A 15,646-nucleotide genomic window follows, 5' to 3' on the forward strand; every position below is an offset into this window, starting at 1 on the left:
TCTCCTCAAAGAATGTGGGGGGCAATATGTTCTGCAATCAGCTCAATCGAGCGCAGGGTGTCGCGGTGCGACGGTTCGACCGAATGCACCTGGAATGAGACGTCCGTTGCGCGCGTGAGCACCGAATCTGCTTTTAGCGAGGCCAGCACCGTTTCAGGCGAGCCAATGTGGGCATCAAACTGGCGACGATAATCGTGGACGGTCTCGCCTTTCACCACGTGTCCGGCGGCACGATGCTGCTGAGCCTGCCTGGCTAAGCCCGGCGTGGCGACCTTCAGCGCATAGTCATCGCTATCGGCAACGAACGCGGTGCGGGAGGCGAGGATCCGTGGCGCCACGCCTGCGGGCAGCGCATCAAGATAGGCATCGACAATCGGGTTCTGGATCGCGTCGAGCGTGAGGTCCAGCCCCTCAGCCGGGCGCGGCTGGGTGCGGGAAAGCATCAAGCCGTGTCCGGCCCGCGCGGCGCGCACGGCACCGTCAACGGAGAAGGTCGCTATCCAGATGCGTTCAGCCAGCTGCGGTGCGGGCGGGTAAAGATGGTTATCGGGATGGGTGAGCGAATCCCCGCGCCAGGCGCTTTGGATAAGGTGAAGATGGTCAGCAAAGGCCGCGCCGCGTTCTTCAAACGTCAGGCCAAACGGCAGGAAGGAGGTCGGGGTGCCGCCGGAACCGAAACCCACTTCAAGGCGTCCGTCTGAGAGCAGATCCAGCACGGCGGCGTCCTCTGCGACACGCAGCGGATTTTCCATCGGCAGGGTGATAATGGCCGTACCAAGGCGGATGGTTGTCGTATGGGCGGCAACGTGCGCGAGGAACAGCAGCGGCGACGGCAGCCCGCCTTCGTGTTCATGAAAGTGGTGCTGGGCAATCCAGGCGCTGTTAAAGCCGTGGCGTTCGGCGTGGCGGATCTGCTCCGTCGCCAGGCGATAGCGCTCCTTTGGCGAGGCATCATCCAGCAGGCGGGTGAAAAATCCCAGGCGTTTTCGCGTCATGCGAACTCCTCCGTAGCGGGTAAGAAATGGGGGATGGCGTCAATCAGTTCGCGGGTGTAGTCGTTCTGCGGTGAAGCAAACAGCGTCTCGACCGTGCCCTGTTCAACGATCTGGCCGCTGCGCAGCACGGTGACGCTATGCGCAATGCGGCGAACCGTGGCCAGATCGTGCGTGATAAAGAGATAGGTCAGCCCCAGCTGCTGCTGTAGCTGCTGCAGGAGCGCCAGAATCTGAGCCTGCACGGTGACGTCCAGGGCCGAGGTGGCTTCGTCCAGTACCAGAATGGTCGGGTTAAGTATCAGCGCGCGGGCGATGGCGACGCGCTGGCGTTGCCCGCCGGACAGTTCTCGCGCGGTGCGCGTCAGTATATCAACGGGTAGGGCAACACGCTGCGCGACGGTCTCCACGCGGGTTTTGCGTTCCGCTTTAGTGATGCGGGTAAAGTTCTTCAGCGGCTCTTCGATAATGTCAAAGAGCGTCTGTCGCGGGTCGAGGGAGGCAAACGGATTTTGGTAAACGAACTGAATTTTTTGCCGCAGCTGCCGACGCGCTTCCCGGCTGAGGGTGGTCGCATCAATATCATCGATAATCACGCGACCGCTATCGGCCTGCTCAAACCCGAGCAAAATGCGGGCGAGGGTGGTTTTACCCGACCCCGATTCACCGACCAGCGCGTGGGTGCTGCCGCGCGTCACTTCAACGCTGACGTTATCGAGTGCCTGCAGGTGGTGCCCTCTACCCAGGGAGAATTTTTTGCTGATGGACAGCGCGCGAATAGCGGGCGAAGCCAGCGGACGGCCTGCTACTGGCGGAATGGTCAAACGCTGACCCTGCAAGTCACTCAACAGCTGGCGGGTATAGGCGTGCTGAGGGGTACGAATGATATCGCTCGTGATCCCTTGCTCCTGGACGTCGCCGTGGCGAAAGACCAGCACCCTGTCGGCGCGCTGAGCGGCAAGCGCCAGGTCGTGGGTCACCAACAGGACGGCGGTTCCGGACTCCCGACGCAGTACGTCAAGCAGGTCCAGAATGCGCTTTTGCACGGTGACATCCAGCGCGCTGGTGGGTTCATCGGCGACGATGACGTCCGGCTTTAGGGCAATGGCGATCGCAATCAGTACGCGCTGCTTCATGCCGCCTGAAAGCTGATGGGGATACTGCTTCATGCGCTGCTCCGGATGGCTCAGTCCGACCTTTGTCAGCAGGGCGAGCACCTGCTCGTCGCGCTCGGCGCGGGTCACCTTCTGGTGCAGCTGAATAATTTCGCCCACCTGGGCACCGATGGTTTTCACCGGATTCAACGAGTTACCCGGATCCTGCGGGACGAGGCTGATCCGCGCGCCGCGCAGCGCGTCGAGCCGTTTAGCCGACCACTGGCTTATCTCCTCGCCGTTGAGGCTGATTTTTCCGCCATCGCGCCGGGCGTTTTCCGCCAGCAGGCCAATAATCGCCTGCGCCGTGGTGGTTTTCCCTGAGCCGGATTCGCCGACGAACGCCAGCATTTCGCCGCGCGTGAGGGTAAAGCTGACGTGATGGACCACCTCGCGCCACTGGCGCGCGGTGCGGTAGCTGATCGTCAGGTTTTCCACTGAGAGAACGGTCATGAACGGCCTCCGCTAAACTGTTGGCTGATACGGTTGGTGGCCAGCACGACAGCGATCACCACCAGACCAGGGAAGGTGGTTAGCCACCAGGCGGTAGAGAGATAGTTTCGGCCTTCGGCGATCAGCAGCCCCCACTCGGGAACGGGCGGCGGCGTGCCGTAGCCGAGGAAGCTCAGCGTCGACAGCGCCAGGATAGCCTGACCGAACTGGAGCGTCGCGAAGGCGAGAACCGCCGTTAGCGAGTTGGGCAGAATGTGTCGCCACAGCACGGCAAAGAACGTTCCGCCGCTCCCGTAGGCCGCTTCGACATAATCGGTGTGGCGGATGCGTACCACTTCACCGCGCGCCAGGCGAGCGAAGCTGGCAATGGAGGCGACGCCAACGGCAATCGCCGCGTTGACGGTGCCAAACCCGAGCAGAATGATAACCGTCAGCGACAGCAGCAGGGACGGAATGGACAGCAGCACGTCAACGACACGCATCAACAGGGACTCCACGCGTCCGGCGAACGCCCCGGCAGTCACGCCCAGCCCGGTGCCAAACAGCAGCCCCAGGGTGACGGCGGCGAGCGCGGCACTGAGGGAGTGCGACGCCCCGTAAACAATGCGGGTATACACGTCACGGCCAAGCTGATCGGTGCCGAGCCAGTGGCCCGCCTGCGGGGCCAGACGCTGCGCCCCGGCGATCCCTTCAATCGGGCTGTAGTGGGTAAACAGGCCCGGCGCAACGGCCGCGAGGGCAGCGGCGATAATCACCGCCCACGCCAGCCAAAGCCCCGGCTGCCATTGCAGCCCTTGCCACGAGGGGACGCGTTTTCGCGCAGCGGCAGCATAATCGACAAGACTCATGAAGCACCTCCGGTAACGGTTTGCAGGCGCGGGTCAAACAGCGGCATCAGCAGATCGACCAGCAGGTTTATCAGCACAAAACCGAGTGCGGAAATCATGACGACGGCCTGAAGCACCGCGATATCCTGGTTATTCACCGCCTGCTGGGTCAGCTGCCCGAGCCCGCTGCGGCCAAAAACGGTTTCCGTTATCAGCGCCCCGGCAATCAGCTCGCCTAACAGCAGTCCGGCAATATTTAGAACCGGCAGCAGAGCGTTGCCGGTGACGTGACGCCACAGCACTGCGGTTTCGCTTAGCCCTTTTGCCCGCGCAACGGCCACAAACGGTTGCGCTGCCACCTGGTCCAGGCTGCGCATCAGAATTTGCGCCAGCGGGGCGGAGATCGGAATGGCAACGGTCACGATCGGCAGGATTAGACCCTGCAGCGGCGACGGGTTAATTACCGGGATCAGCCGCAGCTGGAACGAAAAGAGTTGAATCAGGGCGATGCCCAGCCAAAACGTCGGCAGAGAGATAAACAGCACCGGCACTGACTGAATGGTATTGCTCAGCCAGCGTAATCCCGGCAGACGCGATGCAAAGGCCAACGCGAACGCCAGCAGGACCGCCAGTACAAACGCGGGCAGGGCGAGGCTCAGGGTATCCGGTAGATTGCTGGCAATCAGCTCGCTGACCGGCACGCCTGCCTGCAGTGAATAGCCGAAATCCCCGTGCAGCATCGCCAGCAGCGTGTGGGCATACTGTTGCCACAGGGGGCTGTCCGCGCCGTAGGCTACGCGCATCTCCTCGATTTGCGCCGGGCTTAAGCCCAGATCCGGGTTCTGGAATTTAATGAGCACCGCGTCGCCCGGCAGCACCTGAAGCAACACGAACGAGAGGGTGAAGGCGGCCCACAGTACCAGCAGCCCGTGCCCAAAACGTTGAAGAAGTGCGTGGCGCATCGTCAGCTCCTCAGTGTTTTTTAATCCACGCGCCGTAGAACGACGGGCGGCCTACCGCTTCAAAGCTCACGCCTTTTAGCCAGGGGGCACCAGCAAAGACCTGCGGCTCCTCGAAGATCGGAATAACGTAGGCGTTATCCAGCAGATAGCGCTGGGCGTATCCGGTCAGCTGCAGGCGCTTTTGCGGATCGACCTCAGCCGAGATGTTCACCAGAAGTTCATTCAGCCTGTCGTCACGGAAGCTTTTAACTTTGTCGCTGGAGCCGCCTTTTTGCAGCAGCGCGTCGCGGTTAGCGGGGTAGAACATACTTTTCACCACGTCCGGGTCGGCGCGGCCTACTTCGGAGACGGTGAGCGGGGTTTTCAGCGGGTCGAGGTTATCCAGCGTGCGGCTGCCCGCGTCACCGGCCTTCACGCTCAGCGCAACGCCAACCTGGCGCCACTGCTGTGCCACGAGCTGCAGCACCTCTTTGTTTTGCGGCTGCGGCAGGGATTCATAAACGGTCATCGCCAGGCGCTGACCGTCTTTGGTGCGGATCCCGTCGGCACCCGCCTTCCAGCCTGCTTCATCAAGCAACGAATTGGCTTTGGTCGGGTCGAAAGTGAGCTTGTCGCTGAGGTCGACAAAGCCCGCTGCGGAATCAGCGATAACCGATTTGGCCTGCGGATAGTTTGGTGAGAAAAGGGTATCGACCACCTGTTTGGAATTGGTGGCGTGCAGCAGCGCCTGACGAACGCGAAGGTCGGAGACCAGCGGGTTGTCCGGCCGGAAGCTGATGCTGTCGTTTACCCCGCGCGTAGGGGCGGCGTAGATTTTATAGCCCTGATCCGTAGCCTGTTTTTCATCATAGGCCTGAACCTGACGAATAAAGTCGGCCTGACCTGCCAGCAGCGCGCCGACGCGCACGCTGTCTTCCTGGGTCACAATAAATTTAATGCCGTCGAGATTGGCTGGCCCCTGCTGCGCCAGATTTTTTGGCCCCCACCGATAGTCCTTGCGGGCTTCAAGCGTCACTTCGCGACCGAGCTTCTCGTCCTTCACCACAAACGGGCCGGAGCCGATGATATGGCGGGCATCGCCCAGCGCTTCAAAGTTACGCTTCAGCGTGCTCAGCGAGACAAGGCCCGAACCAATGGTTGCCGTGCCCTGAAGGAAGCCCGGCGACGGCTTTTTGAAGTAAAACTTCACGGTCAGCGGATCGACCACTTCGCTGCGATCGTAGTTATTGATCACTTCCGACACCGGCAGGCGCTGTGCTTTATTGCCCAGGCCGTAGGTATCGAAATTTTTGGCCACGGCGTTAGCATCCAGCGGCGTCCCGTCAGAGAAGGTGATGCCGGGACGGATTTTAAAGGTGTACTCGGTTTTATCGGCGTTGGTGGTCCAGCTTTCAGCAACCCAGGGTTCAACCTGCAGCGTTTTCGGGTTCTGCCAGGTCAGCTTGTCCGTAATTTGATTCAGGATCCCGCCGTTGGGATAGAAGCCACCGGCAGGCGGATAGAGGTTCGTGTGGGCCTGCTGTTCAAGATAAATCAATGTGCCGCCCTTCACGGGCGCATCCGCAGCGTAGGCGGTAGCGGTAGCCAGAATCAGCGCCGTCAGCAGCGGCAGGCGAAAGGGGGTTTGCATGGTGAATTCCTTTGTTATCTTCTTGTTAGCGTCGGATTCATCATCGGACGCGGGGCAAAACAAGGGAACAAAGGAATTGAGATAAGGATTGCCGGAAACTGAAAATAAAAAACGCCCCGGAAACGGGGCGATGACAGTGTACTAGACGAATTTCGCCAGCGGGTCGGCGGCGGCAAAGGCCACCGTTTTGTCCGCTGCCGGGGGGTAGATCAGCTCGTTGGTGATGGCGATTTTGATCTTCTTCGCCTCGTCGCGCACCGATTTCACCTCCTGCTCCCAGCCCTCGGTGTAGACCGCGCCCCATGCGCCTAAATCCAGGCAGGTCACGTAGTTCACCTGGCGATAAGGGTAGGGCTCGATGTTGAGCAGGCTGGCGGCTGCGTTGTGTCCGGCGAATTTCCCTAGCTGGATCGCGTGCTGGCAGGTCATCAGCGCCGTGTTACCCGCGTCGTCCGTTTTCGCGTGCGCCATATCCCCCGTGGCATACACGTCCGGACAGTCGGGAACCTGCAGCGACTCGGTGACGATAAGGCGTCCCTGATTATCACGTTCCCCCTCAATCTGCTGGCTAAGCGGGTTTGCCTCAACGCCCGCCGTCCACACCACGGTAGAAGCGGCAATATGTTCCCCGTTTTTTAGCGTTACGCCGTTCGCATCGATTGCTTCAACCTCGCTGTTAAGACGCCATTCCACGCCCAGCTCGCGGCTTGCGTCTTCAACGGTTTTGCGCAGGGCTGCACTGTAACGCCCGCCGATGACGGCACCGCGCTCAACTACGATAACTTTAATCTCAGTATTTTCACCCAAGCGTGCGCGGAGGCGGGCAGGAAGCTCGGTCGCCAGCTCAATGCCGGTAAAACCGCCGCCGCAAACCACCACGGTATTGCGCTCAGGAGAGGCGGGGCGTGAGGTCAGAGAATCCAGGTGCTGCTCGAAGACCTGCGCCGATTCCAGCTGGTCGATATCAAAGGCGTGTTCAGCCAGCCCGGCAATGGAAGGACGTTTGGTCTGGCTACCGGTTGCCAGCACTAAACGTTCGTAGGCTACCGTGGCTTTAAGACCGTCGGCATCCAGGTAGGTAACTTTTTTTGCCTTCGTATCAATACATTCTGCGCTACCCGCAATATACGCTATACCCAGTTCCGCAAACAGTTCGGTGAGCGGCGCGACCAGCGTCGATACGCTTTCTTCATAGAAGCGTGGGCGCACGCGCAGTTCAGGAGCTGGTGCCAGTACGGCGATATTCAGACCGTTATTCCCCTCAAGCGAAGATAGGCGAGCGGCGCTGACCGCGGCCCACATACCGGAAAATCCACTACCCACAATTAAAATCTGCTTCTTCATGTTCGATCCTTTTGATCGTCAGGCCGGATGTCTGACATAACTGCCACTATACTTGTCGGAGTTAACTGCGACAACTTCTTTCTGAGTTAAAAATCGTTATAATGGCCCGAACAGCAAACTGGAGTTACCCATGGCGTTTTACAGTTCCGGTGTGGAATATGGCATTCACAGCCTGATGTGCATGGTGGATGCGAAGGGCAACGAGCGGGAGATGAGCGTCCGGGAAATGGCGGCCCTGCAGGGCGTGCCCTATGATTACCTGGGGAAAATCTTTACCCGACTGTCGCGTGCCGGGCTGGTGATTAGCACCGAGGGCAAGGGCGGGGGATTTAAGCTGGCCAGACCGGCGGAACTGATCACCGTGCTGGATGTTGCCCATGCCATAGATGGTGAAAAAAATATGTTCGAGTGCCGGGAAGTGCGCCAGAGGCTGGCAGTTTTCGATGAAACGCCTCCAGCCTGGGTGTGCGAAGGCCCGTGCGGGGTACGTTCGGTGATGGACAGCGCGCAGCAGCGAATGGAAGAGGAGTTAGCGCGCCACACCATTCTCGACCTGGCGCGCAAGATGTACCGCAAAGCGCCGGACACGTTCCAGATTGAGGTTCAGGCGTGGATTTCTGACCGGCGTTCGTCGTAGAAGTTGGCCGGGTAAGGTGAAGCCTCACCCGGCAGAGACGTTTAGGAACGTAAATCAATCACCATACGGCCACGGATTTGGCCCTGTTCCATCTCTTTGAAAATGGCGTTGATATCTTCCAGCGGGCGCATCGTCACTTTCGGCACCACTTTGCCTTCTGCGGCAAACTGGAAGGCTTCCTGCAGATCCTGGCGCGTACCGACCAGCGACCCGACCACCTGAATGCCGTCCAGAACCAGACGTGGAATATCCAGGCTCATCGCTTCTGGCGGCAGGCCAACCGCGACCACGCGACCACCGGCACGAACGGCGTCAACCGCCGAGTTGAACGCCGCTTTTGCGACAGCAGTGACCACCGCGGCATGTGCGCCACCGGTTTTTTCCTGAATGACTTTTGCTGCGTCTTCATTGCGGGAGTTTACGGTTAAATCCGCGCCCATGCTTGCCGCCAGTTTCAGCTGTTCATCGTTCACGTCGATAGCGATAACTTTGGCATTAAAGACGTTTTTGGCGTATTGCAGCGCAAGGTTGCCCAGCCCGCCCAGGCCATAGATCGCAATCCACTGACCCGGTTTGATATCTGATACCTTCACGGCCTTATAGGTGGTCACGCCCGCACAGGTAATGCTGCTGGCCTCGGCAGAACCCAGACCCTCTGGCACCTTAACCGCGTAATCCGCCGTTACGATGCACTCTTCCGCCATCCCGCCGTCGACGGAATAACCGGCATTTTTCACATCGCGGCACAGGGTTTCGTTCCCGGTATTACAATATTCACAGTGTCCGCAGCCCTCGAAGAACCACGCCACGCTGGCGCGATCGCCCACTTTCAGCGAATGGACGCCCGGCCCAATCTCTTTTACGATCCCAATCCCTTCATGGCCCAGGATCACACCGGTTTTATCGCCGAAATCGCCATTTTTTACGTGAAGGTCGGTGTGGCAAACGCCACAGCATTCCATCTTCAGAAGGGCTTCGCCATGCTTCAGCGAGCGTAGGGTTTTTTCGGTGACGTTGACCTGATGATCCTGTGTAACGACAGCAGCCTTCATGTATTTCTCCTTGTTCATGATGAGTGTCTGCATAGCAGGGTATTACTCACTAAGGATTAATGGATTGGCGCTGTAATGCAAGGTGACGGCAACATAATGTCATAATTTCATTCGATTTCAGATTAAGAATACAGCGTTCCTCTAATAATCAGGGGGGAATAAAAGTGCCAAAAAAACGTCATGTTTCTGTCATGACCCAAACGTAACGTGTTGTCTTCCAAATAACCGAAGAGTTAAAAGACAATGCATCTGGTGAAAAAGCTTCTCGCAATCAGCATCCTCCTGTCCGCTTCCGTACAGGCGCAAAACATCCTCGACTTCCCTCAGCCGGAAAACAATCCGGAAGAGTTTTATGCCGTCACAGAGATCCCGGCGGGAGGCATTATCAAATATGAAACCGATGCCAAAACCGGCTTTATCGTCGCGGATCGTTTCCAGTCCATGCCGGTAGCATACCCGGCGAACTACGGTTCTTTGACCCAGTCCCTGGCAGGTGATGGCGATCCGCTGGATGTAATTTTCTACACCCGCGCACCGATGGCGCCGGGCACGCTTATCAAGCTGCGCGCGATCGGCGTGCTGAAGATGGTCGACGGCGGTGAGAAAGACGACAAAATCGTTGCGGTCCCGGCGAGCAAAATCGACCCGACCTATGACGACGTTAAAGAGCTAAGCGACCTGCCGAAAATAGAAGTACAGCGCCTGGAGTCGTTTTTCCGCGTGTACAAACAGCTGCCGGAAGGGCGCAAAAAAGTGGAGCTGAGCGGCTTCAACGACGCCGCGACGGCGAAGCAGGAAATTAAACAGGCATGGGATGCCTGGAAAGAGAAAAAACCGCAGTAAAAAACTGGCCCGGCGAGGCTACCGCCGGGCCCGGTTTTACAGCTGTGCTTCTATCATCTCAATCTCTTTACGCCATTGCGCCTGCAGCTGCGGCTTTTGATGCTTCGGCTTACGCGCCAGGTCTTCCTCGAGCAGCGTTTCCAGCGCGACCAGCCGTTCAAGCAAATCGTCAAACTCTGAACAGGACTCACCGTTGACCACTGGAGCAGATATCGGTGATGTAAGCCCAGTGCTTTCACGCAGCCGTTCAAATACCGCCTCAGCATCGTGCCATTCGCTCAGCTTTCCGTCCTCAATCAGCCAAAAACGATTGCAGCTTTGGCTGATTAACTGACGATCGTGGCTGACCAGCAGCACGCCACCTTCGAACTGTTGCAGGGTTTCCGCCAGCGCCTCTTTGCCTTCCATGTCCAGATGGTTGGTGGGTTCATCCAGCATCAGCAGGCTATAGCGGGCAAGCGTCAGGCCAACAAACAGCAGGCGAGAACGCTCGCCGCCGCTCAGGGTGCTGACCTTTTGTCCGTGGCGCGCCCAGGGGAACCCGGCGCTAATCAGGGCCATTTTGCGGTTCTGCGGATCGGGGGCAAACGGCTCCAGGGCGTCAAGCAGCGAGGCATCGTCCGGCAGCTGGTGCAGCGTCTGGTCGTAGTAACCTGGCGATACGCGAGGATGGATCTTCAATCCATCGTCTGTCCGTGCATCCGTAAACTGTCGCCAGATGAGCTTCATCAGCGACGATTTACCGCAGCCGTTACGACCCACAATCGCCACCCGATCGCCGCTTTTTAGCCGCGCGATGTCGATGTTGAACAGGTTCGGAAGGCCCGGCGCTGGCGGCACGCCGAGGTTTTCCATCTCCAGCAGGCGGTCAGCCCGAAGCGCGTCGCCGCGAAGGGTTAACGTCCACTGGCTGCCGGCCGTCACTTCCGTCTGGCTCTCCTTTAGCCGTTCGACCTGTTTTTCCATCTGTTTGGCCTTGCGGGACAGATCTTCGTTGTCGTAAACCTTGCCCCAGGTCGCCAGCCGCCTGGCGCTGGCGGCCACGCGGTCGATCTCCTTTTGTTCAGCTTTATGACGCTGCGCATCGCTTTCGTCCCTGGCAGCCAGCGCGCGGCGCGCGGCGGTGCAGGGAAGGGCAAAGTAATGCAGCGTTTTGTCACGCAGGAACCAGCTGCCGTTGGTCACGGCGTCCAGCAGCTGACGGTCGTGCGAAACCAGCACGAAGCTGCCAGCCCAGTTCTGTAAGAACTGCTCAAGCCATAGCATGGTGGGCAGGTCGAGGTGGTTGCTGGGTTCATCCAGAAGGAGGAGATCCGGCTCGCCTATCAGCGCGCGCGCCAGCAGCAGGCGCGTATGCTGTCCGCCGCTCAGGGTGGCGGATTGCAGCGCCATGTCCTGCGGCGTAAAGCCCATGCCCGCCAGCAGCGTTTCGGCTTTCCAGCACAGGCTGTCGCGTTCAGCAGACGGCAGCTGAGCCAGTACCGCATCCAGCATGGTCAGGGGATAAATCGCTTCCGGCAGATGTTGCTCCACGCGCGCCATCAGGCAGTGGCCGGCCAGCGCTACCGTTCCGGCAGCAGGGGAGTCCGTACCGTCCAGAATTTTTAAAAGCGTACTTTTTCCGCAGCCGTTATCGCCCAGCAGACCAATGCGGTCGCCTTTTTTCAGCGTAAAGGAGAGTGAGTCGAAGAGCGTGCCAAACGCCGTATCAACGCGTAAAGATTGTGCAGTGAGTAAAGTGCTCATTGTTGCTTACCCAAGAGTTACAGGCATGGTTATGCCTCGTCAAACATCGCTGACGATAACTCAGTAAGCCCGAGAGAAGGGATTTCAGGGGTTGGTGTCTTCGCTCAAGCAGAAGTTATCGCAGCACGATACCGATAACGCTTGAGCGAGTGCGATCGCCAAATGTATGTGAAACATTGAAAATTTCACGATACAGCATAATTAGCCTCCTTATATGTTGTGAGTTTATAGGTAGCTATCACTATATAACGTTTTTAAGCATAAGCCTACCTTTACCACTTATGGCAGCTCTGCGGTTAACTTAAGCATTTTCACTCTTCATCAGGGTCAATGGAGGTAAAGTACCTTTTGGTCCCCTTCGTTATCATGCGCAACAACGATCGTTCCATGAATCACGATAGATAATATTACCCTCCGTATACTTCCAGGTTATCGCTTCATAGCGCAATTCGAGCGTTTCAAGGTGTGTACTGCTCATACTGTTAGGAGCCAGGTAGGGTGCAACCGTTGTGAACTTGACGTTTTCCAGAATGATATTGAAATACTCGGCCTCAATGCCTGATTCGAGAATTCGGTACATTTTAATTGTGGCTTTCTTCATAGTTCGGCCTTCACAGACAGCGCGGTATAAAAGTGGTGTTGTCTGATCAAACTCCTTTACTATTGTGATAGGGCGATGAACTCGCGTTCCTGTCAGTTTTCCCCAGCTTGGATCTACTGGGATAGTGACACCGTGTGAGAAGGATTTTAACTCGATAGACCCCAGGCGAAGTGGCATAAGGCAATTGCCAACGATCGGAGAACCATTTTCATCTTCAAGCCATAAGTGTGCGGGTGTAGACATAATATTTCCTTATAAATAAGATAGCCTTTGACGGCTACCATTTAACATATCGATAAAAGACAACGATAACGAAAATGCAGAATATGGGGACAGGCCATATCGGTCCATCAGGGAAAAATTGAAAAAAGACAACAGCAAATGCAAGTGTCAATAAGGCAGGGCCGTACATCGATATCAATGACCTGAATATTCGCCTGAAAATCCGTTTAATAAGAATCATTATGCTCATCAAATCAGCCTTCTGATGATATCTGCAATTTCACCATCCAATCCCCATTGTGCTTTAAACGCTCCTGCTCGCTCAAACAATGGTTCTATCAGGAAGTACATCATTTCCAATTCCTGTGCATATAATGCCGAGTAGTACTCTGGATAGGTAATCTGAAGACGACTCGCGCTATCTGCCGCTTTCTGCACAACGCCATATACGCCAATAATCCCAACAAAACCGCCTGCTCTTCGTCCTGTCTGTACACTGAGTTCAAGGCTTATATTCAAGCCTGCAGCAACAAATGATGCTGTTGCTAAAGCAAATCCCGAGTTTGTCAGTGAACTTGCGGCGATATGAATATTTACTGCCATTAGTAATTTTTTGATGTGCTCTAGTTGATCGGAGGTTTTGTGCCGGAATACTTCTTCAAAATAGATTTTGAGCATTTCACACACAACATCTCTATGCCATATTACATGATATACACCCTTAGCAAATCGCATGTCTTGGGACTTTTGCTTCTGACATACATCCTGATATTCAGCAGTAAAGCAAGACGTATAATACAGCGCGCGCGTAGCACCTGCGCCGATCGTTTCAATCTGATTTGATACGGCTTTTCCTACACCCGCTAATGCGTGGTCGAGTTTTAACGCAAGGATGTTATTCGCCTGTAAATAACGTATCACTTGATCGCTATAGTACATAACCGCTCCTTTTTAGTGATGGGAAATGCTAATAAACCCTTAAAACAATCTTTTATTTAGGCAAAAAGTGTTATGCGTAATATTTATATTTCTACGGAATATGCATGGTTGTCGAAATATTAATTTTTTAAATACAGGGCAGGGAGTGCTGTAGTAGCAGAAAAGAAAATAAAGGAAGGAGGGGTTCACGTTCCCTCTCCCGTTGAGGAGAGGGAACGGTCGGAGCGTAGAATTAAATCGAAGTACGACGATAGCTGCGGTATTCCGGCATCCAGTAGTTATCGTCAATGGCCTGCTGCAGCGCATCGGCAGAGGTATTTACCGCCACGCCCTGCTGCTGGGCCATTTTGCCGACCGCAAACGCAATGGCACGGGAGACTTTCTGGATATCTTTCAGCTCCGGCAACACCAGGCCTTCACCATCGTTCACCAGCGGGGAGTGGCCCGCAAGGGTCTCACTTGCCGACATCAGCATTTCGTCAGTAATGCGCGACGCGCCGGAGGCGATAACGCCCAGACCAATGCCCGGGAAGATATAGGAGTTATTGCACTGGGCAATCGGATAAACCTTGTCTTTCCAGACTACCGGATCGAACGGGCTGCCGGTGGCAACCAGCGCATTGCCTTCGGTCCAGGCGATGATGTCCTGCGGCGTCGCTTCCACGCGAGAGGTCGGGTTAGAGAGCGGCATCACGATTGGGCGTTCGCAGTACTTGTGCATCTCGCGAATGATCTCTTCGGTGAAGAGGCCGGTTTGCCCGGAAACGCCGATCAGAATATCCGGCTTCACGTTGCGTACCACGTCGAGCAGGGAGAGCACGTCGTTGTCGGTGTCCCAGTTCTTCAGTCCTTCGCGCTTTTGCACCAGCTTCGTCTGGAACGGGAGCAGGTTTGGCATACCATCCGTCAGCAGGCCAAAGCGATCGACCATGAACACGCGGGAGCGTGCCAGCTCTTCGCTTAATCCTTCGCGCTGGGTCTGGGCGATAATCTGTTCGGCAATGCCGCAGCCCGCAGAGCCTGCGCCGAGGAACACGATTTTCTGATAGCTCAGCTGGCTGCCCGCCGCGCGGCTGGCGGCAATCAGCGTGCCCACGGTGACGGCTGCAGTGCCCTGAATGTCGTCGTTAAACGAGCAGATCTCATCCCGATAGCGGTTCAGCAGCGGCATCGCGTTTTTCTGCGCGAAATCTTCAAACTGCAGCAGCACGTCCGGCCAGCGGTGCTTCACGGCCTGGATGAAATCATCAACGAACTGGTAGTACTCGTCGTCGGTAATGCGCGGGTGGCGCCAGCCCATGTACAGCGGATCGGTCAGCAGCTGCTGGTTGTTAGTACCCACATCAAGCACCACCGGCAGCGTATAGGCCGGGCTGATACCGCCGCACGCGGTGTACAGAGAAAGCTTACCGATTGGAATGCCCATTCCGCCGATGCCCTGGTCGCCAAGGCCAAGAATACGTTCACCGTCGGTCACCACAATCACCTTGATGTTGTGGTTAGGCACGTTCTGCAGAATGTCATCCATGTTGTGACGATTCTGATAGGAGATAAACACGCCGCGGGAGCGACGGTAGATTTCAGAGAAACGCTCGCAGGCCGCGCCGACCGTCGGGGTGTAAATCACCGGCATCATCTCTTCGAGATGATTTTGCACCAGGCGGTAGAAGAGGGTTTCGTTGGTGTCCTGAATGTTTCGCAGGTAGATGTGTTTGTCGATTTCGGTTTTGAAGCCCTGGTACTGTATCCAGGCGCGCTCTGCCTGTTCTTCGATGGTTTCAACCACTTCCGGAAGGAGGCCCAGCAGGTTAAAGCTGCTGCGTTCTTCCATGCTGAAGGCACTGCCTTTGTTCAGGAGGGGGAATTCCAGTAATACCGGACCGGCGTATGGAATATATAAGGAACGATGTTTTTTCAGTTTGTTGTCCATGTCACTCACTCTTTTTTTGAAGATCCGTCCCTGACACTGCTGTTTGTCATCTTTCTGGCCTGTGCTGCGGGGCGCGGTCGGGCAGTATTATAGAGGAGCTAAATACTAATTACCGCAACACATAAAAAAAACACCATCGGGATTACCGATGGTGCTGTGGATTTCGTGCCGGAACTTACTTGCCTGCGTGGCGTTTCCTGCCCGTGGCGTGGGTGACCTGGGTTTCGCTGTCGCCCTCAATCACCACTTTGCGCTGGTTAGACAGCTTGTAGTTCAGTCCCAGAATATGGCGTGCCTGACGGTTCGATTTCATA

Annotated in this window: 15 protein-coding genes; 2 read left to right on the forward strand and 13 right to left on the reverse strand. The window is 56.5% G+C overall.

The window, feature by feature from the left end; genetic code table 11:
* Positions 1-5 precede the first annotated feature (5 nt).
* From E0L20_RS02735 to E0L20_RS02760, 6 genes are all read right to left on the reverse strand, one after another.
* Positions 6-995: a putative FMN-dependent luciferase-like monooxygenase gene (locus E0L20_RS02735; protein ID WP_131632574.1), complete on the reverse strand. Its 990-nt coding sequence runs from the start codon at positions 993-995 to the stop codon at positions 6-8.
* A complete protein-coding gene (locus E0L20_RS02740) occupies positions 992-2,599 on the reverse strand; it encodes a dipeptide ABC transporter ATP-binding protein (RefSeq protein ID WP_131632575.1) in 1,608 nt (535 codons plus the stop codon). Before E0L20_RS02740 ends, E0L20_RS02735 begins: the two co-directional genes overlap by 4 nt.
* Complete coding sequence (locus E0L20_RS02745; RefSeq protein ID WP_131632576.1) at positions 2,596-3,447, reverse strand: ABC transporter permease; 852 nt, start codon at positions 3,445-3,447, stop codon at positions 2,596-2,598. Before E0L20_RS02745 ends, E0L20_RS02740 begins: the two co-directional genes overlap by 4 nt.
* The gene (locus E0L20_RS02750) at positions 3,444-4,388 is read right to left on the reverse strand and encodes an ABC transporter permease (RefSeq protein WP_131632577.1); all 945 of its coding nucleotides are present in this window, start codon (positions 4,386-4,388) and stop codon (positions 3,444-3,446) included. Before E0L20_RS02750 ends, E0L20_RS02745 begins: the two co-directional genes overlap by 4 nt.
* Before the next feature lie 10 nt (positions 4,389-4,398).
* Positions 4,399-6,018, reverse strand: a complete 1,620-nt coding sequence (locus tag E0L20_RS02755; RefSeq protein ID WP_131632578.1) for a TIGR04028 family ABC transporter substrate-binding protein — start codon at positions 6,016-6,018, stop codon at positions 4,399-4,401.
* 141 nt (positions 6,019-6,159) lie between these two features.
* Positions 6,160-7,362, reverse strand: a complete 1,203-nt coding sequence (locus tag E0L20_RS02760) for an NAD(P)/FAD-dependent oxidoreductase (protein WP_131632579.1) — start codon at positions 7,360-7,362, stop codon at positions 6,160-6,162.
* Positions 7,363-7,492: 130 nt separating this feature from the next.
* On the opposite strand from E0L20_RS02760, the gene E0L20_RS02765 reads away from it, so the two are divergent.
* Positions 7,493-7,999 carry an RrF2 family transcriptional regulator gene (locus tag E0L20_RS02765; RefSeq protein WP_131632580.1) on the forward strand — a complete coding sequence of 169 codons (507 nt, stop codon included), beginning with the start codon at positions 7,493-7,495 and terminating at the stop codon, positions 7,997-7,999.
* A 41-nt stretch (positions 8,000-8,040) separates the two neighbouring features.
* Here E0L20_RS02765 and adhP read toward each other — a convergent pair whose 3' ends face one another.
* Positions 8,041-9,051 (reverse strand): alcohol dehydrogenase AdhP, encoded by a 1,011-nt coding sequence (gene adhP, locus E0L20_RS02770; RefSeq protein ID WP_131632581.1) that lies wholly within the window; start codon positions 9,049-9,051, stop codon positions 8,041-8,043.
* A gap of 243 nt (positions 9,052-9,294) precedes the next feature.
* Here adhP and E0L20_RS02775 point away from each other — a divergent pair, with 243 nt between their 5' ends.
* Positions 9,295-9,894, forward strand: a complete 600-nt coding sequence (locus E0L20_RS02775) for an inorganic diphosphatase (protein WP_131632582.1) — start codon at positions 9,295-9,297, stop codon at positions 9,892-9,894.
* A gap of 36 nt (positions 9,895-9,930) precedes the next feature.
* Here E0L20_RS02775 and E0L20_RS02780 read toward each other — a convergent pair whose 3' ends face one another.
* From E0L20_RS02780 to sra, 6 genes are all read right to left on the reverse strand, one after another.
* Positions 9,931-11,640: an ABC-F family ATP-binding cassette domain-containing protein gene (locus tag E0L20_RS02780; RefSeq protein ID WP_131632583.1), complete on the reverse strand. Its 1,710-nt coding sequence runs from the start codon at positions 11,638-11,640 to the stop codon at positions 9,931-9,933.
* A gap of 364 nt (positions 11,641-12,004) precedes the next feature.
* On the reverse strand, positions 12,005-12,484 hold the full coding sequence (locus E0L20_RS02785; RefSeq protein WP_131632584.1) for an Hcp family type VI secretion system effector: 480 nt from the start codon (positions 12,482-12,484) through the stop codon (positions 12,005-12,007).
* 34 nt (positions 12,485-12,518) lie between these two features.
* Positions 12,519-12,707, reverse strand: coding sequence for a hypothetical protein (locus tag E0L20_RS23985; RefSeq protein ID WP_120158352.1), 189 nt, complete (start codon positions 12,705-12,707; stop codon positions 12,519-12,521).
* 5 nt (positions 12,708-12,712) lie between these two features.
* Entirely contained in the window at positions 12,713-13,402 is a 690-nt protein-coding gene (locus tag E0L20_RS02795; RefSeq protein WP_131632585.1) for a hypothetical protein, read from the reverse strand.
* A 232-nt stretch (positions 13,403-13,634) separates the two neighbouring features.
* A complete protein-coding gene (locus E0L20_RS02800) occupies positions 13,635-15,332 on the reverse strand; it encodes an NAD-dependent malic enzyme (RefSeq protein ID WP_131632586.1) in 1,698 nt (565 codons plus the stop codon).
* Between the two features lie 175 nt (positions 15,333-15,507).
* Positions 15,508-15,645 (reverse strand): stationary-phase-induced ribosome-associated protein, encoded by a 138-nt coding sequence (sra, locus tag E0L20_RS02805; RefSeq protein WP_013096533.1) that lies wholly within the window; start codon positions 15,643-15,645, stop codon positions 15,508-15,510.
* Position 15,646: the final 1 nt, after the last annotated feature.

This window comes from Enterobacter wuhouensis (genome assembly GCF_004331265.1).
Taxonomy (GTDB): domain Bacteria; phylum Pseudomonadota; class Gammaproteobacteria; order Enterobacterales; family Enterobacteriaceae; genus Enterobacter; species Enterobacter wuhouensis.